Genomic DNA, 5,641 nt, shown 5'->3' with positions numbered 1-5,641 from the left:
ATCCGTCACCAGATCGCTTGAAACCACAACTCAACGACACCTAACAAAGCCCTACTAGCCACGGTGCGCCGCGCTCCCCTCTACCGGCACGGAGCCGGAGTACACCCGATCGAAGCTGCTCATGAAGTGGTCGAACAGCCGTCCGCCCGGTATCCGCTGTAAGTGGATCACTGGACTCTGAGCGGCCGGAGTTCCGAACACGTGGGTGTTCGCGAGCAGGACGTCATCGAAGCGGTAGATGGAGCTGTAGAGGGTCATGCTGTGCAGGTGGATGTGTACCCCTGGCACCCCGATGGCGTCTTGCAAGTGGGTCAGGGACAGCCGGATACGAGCGGCCACCCCGCCGAACACCCCCTCTTCGGTCCCTCGCGCTGCTACCGCTTCCGAGTCCGGATCACCGAGGAGCACGCGGACACGCACACCATTCTCCGCCTTGCGGATAAGCCGCTTGGCGAGATCGGGAGTGCCGTCGGTTCGGGACGGCGCCCCGATGGGGATACAGGGCAACGAACTCGGCACGGCTCGCCGCGCGCCTGATTCCCGGCCGCCACCACGGCGCGGTCGAGCTGGACTGCCCGCGCTGCCGGGGCGAGGGACAGGCCTTCTACGGCACGGGCCGCGAGACCTACCGGCGCCGCTGTCGCGCCTGCCACGGACGGGGCTCGGTGCGACACGGCAAGGCGGGTGCGGCCCGCTGGCCGCGGCGGCGGTGCCTCAGAGCAGCATGAGCAGCATGCCGCCGGCCATGACCAGCCGGGACGCGGCGGGGGTAATCGGCGCGGGGATGGCGTCCCAGGCCGGCCAGGCCCGGCGCAGCAGTGGGCCCCCGACGGCCGCGACCGCAGCCACGGCGAAGACGACGGCGAACCAGCCGGACAGGTCGCCGCGGTCGCCGAGGTCACCCACCGGCCACCGGCCCGCGTGGGCCATGCAGGCCATCGCCAACGCCTCGACGACAAGCATCGAGCAGCATGACCACTGGGCCGGCTCGCAGCAGGCGGGGTTCGTCAGCACGAGGACCAGGAACACCCCGGCGAGGACGAGGTAGGTAAGGGCGAAGGCACCCGAGGACGCCAACCCGGACGGACCGACGAACATGATCGCCATGCCCACCGCGACGATCGTGTGACCGATCTCCACCGGCACGAACGCGGCCGACCGACCCCGCAGCACCCGGCGAGCGAACGCCGGGACGTGGTGCGCCCGTCCCTCGCCGGTGACGATCCGGGTCGCGTGGAACAGCGCGACGATGCCGGTGGCGACGGCCGCGGCAAGCGCCACGGCCGCAGGAAGCTGCTGCGAGGACAGCGCCGCAGAGTGCTGGTGCGTCACCGCGGCGGGCGGCGGATGCCGAACACCCGGCCGCAGGTGCGCAGTGTGCCCCGACCCGCGACCCACCCGCTCCCCCTGCGAGGCAGGCCGCCGGGCATCTCAGCCCATGCCCAGGGCGAGTTCCGCATCGACGAGCTCGGTGATGCGGCCGGCGCGCGCCTCGTCGACGATGACCTGGAGCTGCTCGACGCTCATCTGGATCCGCTGCCCGAAGTCGTCGGTCAGCACGATGCGGCGCTCGGCGGGCGCGGTGTGGTCGACGAACAGCTCCGGACAGCCACAGCTGCATTTTCCACAGAAGGTCAGGACGTGGCGGGAGCTCTCGACTGCGGGCATGTCGACTCCTGGATCGGGGGAGGGAGCGATGGCGCCAGTTTAGGATCCGCAGATCCAGTTGTCCTACCGTTCACCAGGTTTCCGGCAGATGTCGTTTTGTTCACTACCATTTGCTCATGAACAGCTGCCGCGCATCCCGGCCCCGCCGCCCATGTGCGGGTGGTCGTGGACGACCGGCGGGCACAGGTTCTCCTTGGCCACCCGGGAACTGACCCAGCGCAGGAGGTTCTGGGCGGAGCCGGCCTTGTCGTCGGTCCCCGACCGCCGCGCCCCGCCGAACGGCTGGCGCCCGACGACCGCACCGGTCGGTTTGTCATTGATGTAGAAGTTGCCGGCGGCGAAGCGCAGCAGCTCGTCGGCCCGCGCGATCGCGGCGCGGTCGGTGGCGACGACCGCGCCGGTCAGCGCGTAGGCCGACGTGCGGTCGACCAGGCGCAGGACGTCGTCCCAGGCGTCCGGCCGGGAGTCATCGTAGACGTGGACGGACAGGATCGGGCCGAACAGCTCCCGGGTGAACCACTCCCGGCCCGGGTCGGTGCCGACGAGGATCGTCGGGCGCACGAACCAGCCGACCGCGTCGTCACACTGGGCGCCCGCGAGCACGGTGACGGTGGAGTCGCTGGCGGCGCGGGTGCAGGCGCCGGCGAGCCGGGCGTAGGCGCGGGCGTCGATGACGGCCCCGGTGAAGTGGTCGAAGTCGTTGACGTCGCCGACGGACAGGGCCTCGGTGGCCGCGGCGAGCTCGGCGTCCATCCGCCGCCACAGGCTCGCCGGGACGTAGGCCCGCGACGCCGCCGAGCACTTCTGCCCGCTGTATTCGAACGCGCCGCGGACCAGCGCCGTGCGCAGCACGTCGACGTCGGCCGAGGGATGGGCGACGACGAAGTCCTTGCCCCCGGTCTCCCCGACGATGCGGGGGTAGGAACGGTAGCCGTCGAGGTTGTCCGCGACGGCCCGCCACAACCGGGTGAACACGGCGGCGGAGCCGGTGAAGTGCACACCGGCGAGGTCGGGGTCGGAGAACACGACGTCGCTGACCGGCTCCCCCGAGCCGCCGACGAGGTTGATGACCCCGGGCGGCAGGCCGGCCGACTCCAGCAGCCGCATGAGCAGGTGCGCGGCAAACGCCTGCGTGGGCGCGGGCTTCCAGACGACCGTGTTGCCCATGAGCGCGGGGGCGGTCGGCAGGTTCCCGGCGATGGCGGTGAAGTTGAACGGCGTGACCGCGTAGACGAAGCCCTCCAGCGGACGCAGGTCGAGGCGGTTCCACTCGCCGGCGGCGCTGCGCGGCTGGGCGTCGTGCAGCTCGGCGGCGAACATCACGTTGAACCGCCAGAAGTCGATCAGCTCGCAGGCGGCGTCGATCTCGGCCTGCTGGCAGGTCTTCGACTGGCCGAGCATGGTGGCGGCGTTCAGGGTGTCGCGCCAGGGTCCGGCGAGCGCGTCGGCCGCCCGCAGGAACACCGCGGCCCGGCCGGCGAAGCCGAGGTCACGCCAGCCGGCCGCGGCCTGTTTCGCCGCGGTGACGGCCGCTGCCGCGTCGGCGTGAGTGCTCTCCCGCAGCGTGCCGAGCACCCGACGATGTGCGTGCGGCTGGACGACGTCGCGCGGCGGCCCGCCGCCGGGGCGGCTGCGCCCGCCGATCGTGTTGGTCAGTTCGAGATGCTCACCGCCCAGGCGGAGCAGCGCCCGGCGCAGACCCGCCCGCTCCGCCGAGCCCGGGGCGTAGGTACGCACCGGTTCGTTGTCAGCGGCGGGCACCCATCCCGCGCTCACGCCCACCGGCACGGCCGCCTCCTCCCCTTCCCGCACCCGCCGCCCTGCCCGCACCCGCCGGCTGCGGGTCTCACGCGCCGCGCCGGCTGCCCAGCGCCCGCACGGCCAGCAGCACGTTGGCGGGCTTCTCCACGAGCCGTCGGGTCAGGTAGGGCACGCTGTCCGGGCCGTAGGGCAGGTACACCCGCACCGTCGCCCCGGTCGCGGCGAGCCGCCGCTGCTCGGCGGGGCGCACCCCGTACAGGAGCTGGTACTCGTAGGTCGCGGGCGCGCGGCGCAGCTCGGTCGCCAGCCGGCCGGCAACGCCGATCAGCGCCGGGTCATGGGTGGCAATCATCGGATACCCCGGGCCGGCGAGCAGGATGCCCAGGCAGCGCGCGTAGGCGACGCGAACGGCCGGGCGCCCCCGGTGCACGGTGCCCGCCGGCTCCCGGTAGGCCCCCTTGCACAGCCGTACCCGCGAGCCGGCTCGGGCCAGGTCGCGGCAGTCGCCCTCGGTGCGCAGCAGCTGGACCTGTACCACCGCGCCGACCGACGGGAAGTCCCGGCGTAGTTCGACCACCGTGTCCAGCGTCGCGTCGGTGGTGGTGTGGTCCTCCATGTCGACGGTGACGGTGGCGTTCACCGCCGCCGCCCGGGCGCAGATCTCCGCGGCGTTCTCGTAGGACAGCTTGCGGCCGTCGCGCGGCACGGCCTGGCCGAGGGCGGACAGCTTGACCGAGACGTCGAGCCCGGCGGCGATGCCCGCCCGGTCGGCCAGGTCGAGCAGCCGCAGGTAGGCCAGGACCGTGGCGAGTGCGTCGTCCGGCCGGGTGACCCCCTCGCCGAGCAGGTCGACCGACGCCCGCAGGCCGAGATCGGCCAGCCGAGCGGTGGCGGCGACGGCGTCGGCATCCGTGGGGCCCGCGACGAACCGGTCGACGACGCCGACGGCGAGCGGCCCGCGGGTGAGCAGGACACGCGCCGGCGGGCTGGCGACCAGCCGGGGAACGAGACGGCGGATCACCCAGACCCCCCAACCTCGACAGTAGGCAACGACGAAGGCACAGTCGGTAGCGTTCCGCAGTCGACGTGTCCTGTCCAGCCCGGCACCGGCTCGATCCACCGATCCACACAGGCGGCGAGCCTGGCGAGGCCACCTGCGAGCACACGGACGGGTCCCCGCTCAGCGAGCTGGCCGAAGAGATTCCCGGGGGATGGAAGCTGCTGTGACGGCGACGTCGTAGCCGAAGCTCCGCAACGCGGCGAGGACCTTGTCGTCGGAGACGCCGGACAGATCCTCAAGTCTGCAGAAAAGCAGCACGCCCGCGTCGTCGATCTGCGGAGGCTCGGAGCGACCCTGATAGTGCGCTGCGCCGGTCGGATCCGACAGGACGATCTCGATGCGCCCGGCGCGGACGCGGACGCCGCTGACCTGCTGGCGGGGTAGGACATGCTCCTCGGCCCCACGGCGGTACCGCAACGACGTCCCGTCAAGCACGAGCACGTCGGGTCGACAGAGAAGATAGCCGAAAGCGGCGGCCCAACCTCCGAAGAAACTGGTCCAGAGGGCGGCCAGCGCATAGCCCCAGGCTGGCAGACCGATGGCCGGTCCGAGGACCCAGGGGATGGCGGCAGCCGCGAGCGCACAGGCCGAGAGCACGCCCCCGACGGCCCGGCGCAGCGGAGCCTCGCGATACCGGATCGACTCCGTCATCTCGACCGGGTCCGGCTTCGCCGGCCGAGACACCTGCGGCTCGCCGGGCTGGCCATGCACCACGATGCCGGTCGCGTCGGACTCCTGCGGCGGCTGCCGGAGCTCGGTTGCCGCGGCCCGGAGGGCCGCCAACCCCGTAGCGCCGGTCAGACGACGCTGCGGATCCTTGACCAGAAACCCCAGGATTGCGCTGGCCAGCGGTTCGGGAGCCCGAACGATGCGGGGATGTTCGTTGAGCACAGCCTGGATCGTGGCGGCTTCGGTCGGGCGGGAGAACGCCGAAACTCCCTCGACCGTGTAGTAGAGGGTCGCCCCGAGTGAAAAGAAGTCGCTCGCCGACAGCATGCGGGTGCCCTCGAACTGTTCCGGCGCCATGTAGGCCAGCGTCCCGATCGGGCCTTCCGTGATGGTCGGTTCGGCTGCATGTACCGCGCCCCCGAAATCGACCAGTACCACGCGACCGTCCTCGCCGATCAGAATGAGCCTTTCCCGGTAACGTTT

The 5,641-nt window shown here is 71.8% G+C and carries 6 protein-coding genes; all 6 read right to left on the bottom strand.

What is annotated here, in order from left to right:
* Positions 1 to 54: 54 nt before the first annotated feature.
* Positions 55 to 420, bottom strand: coding sequence for a hypothetical protein (locus G6R25_RS20630; protein WP_205447296.1), 366 nt, complete (start codon positions 418 to 420; stop codon positions 55 to 57).
* 294 nt (positions 421 to 714) lie between these two features.
* Positions 715 to 1,398, bottom strand: coding sequence for a DUF5134 domain-containing protein (locus G6R25_RS20625; RefSeq protein ID WP_163554254.1), 684 nt, complete (start codon positions 1,396 to 1,398; stop codon positions 715 to 717).
* A 33-nt stretch (positions 1,399 to 1,431) separates the two neighbouring features.
* Positions 1,432 to 1,668: a hypothetical protein gene (locus tag G6R25_RS20620; RefSeq protein WP_163554253.1), complete on the bottom strand. Its 237-nt coding sequence runs from the start codon at positions 1,666 to 1,668 to the stop codon at positions 1,432 to 1,434.
* A gap of 114 nt (positions 1,669 to 1,782) precedes the next feature.
* Positions 1,783 to 3,456, bottom strand: coding sequence for an L-glutamate gamma-semialdehyde dehydrogenase (gene pruA, locus G6R25_RS20615; protein ID WP_163554252.1), 1,674 nt, complete (start codon positions 3,454 to 3,456; stop codon positions 1,783 to 1,785).
* Between the two features lie 58 nt (positions 3,457 to 3,514).
* Entirely contained in the window at positions 3,515 to 4,450 is a 936-nt protein-coding gene (locus G6R25_RS20610; RefSeq protein ID WP_163554251.1) for a proline dehydrogenase family protein, read from the bottom strand.
* A gap of 159 nt (positions 4,451 to 4,609) precedes the next feature.
* On the bottom strand, positions 4,610 to 5,641 hold a 1,032-nt coding region (locus tag G6R25_RS20605; RefSeq protein ID WP_419469392.1), incomplete at its 5' end, for a serine/threonine protein kinase.

The sequence above is a fragment of the Candidatus Frankia alpina genome (genome assembly GCF_902806485.1).
GTDB lineage: Bacteria > Actinomycetota > Actinomycetes > Frankiales > Frankiaceae > Frankia > Frankia alpina.
Note: the sequence above shows the minus strand (reverse complement) of the source record. Positions and strands in the feature narration are given on the sequence as shown.

What these genes read in the sequence shown, in the direction of transcription:
- G6R25_RS20620 (WP_163554253.1), bottom strand. Translation starts at nt 1,668, where the DNA reads ATGCCCGCAGTCGAGAGCTCCCGCCACGTCCTGACCTTCTGTGGAAAA.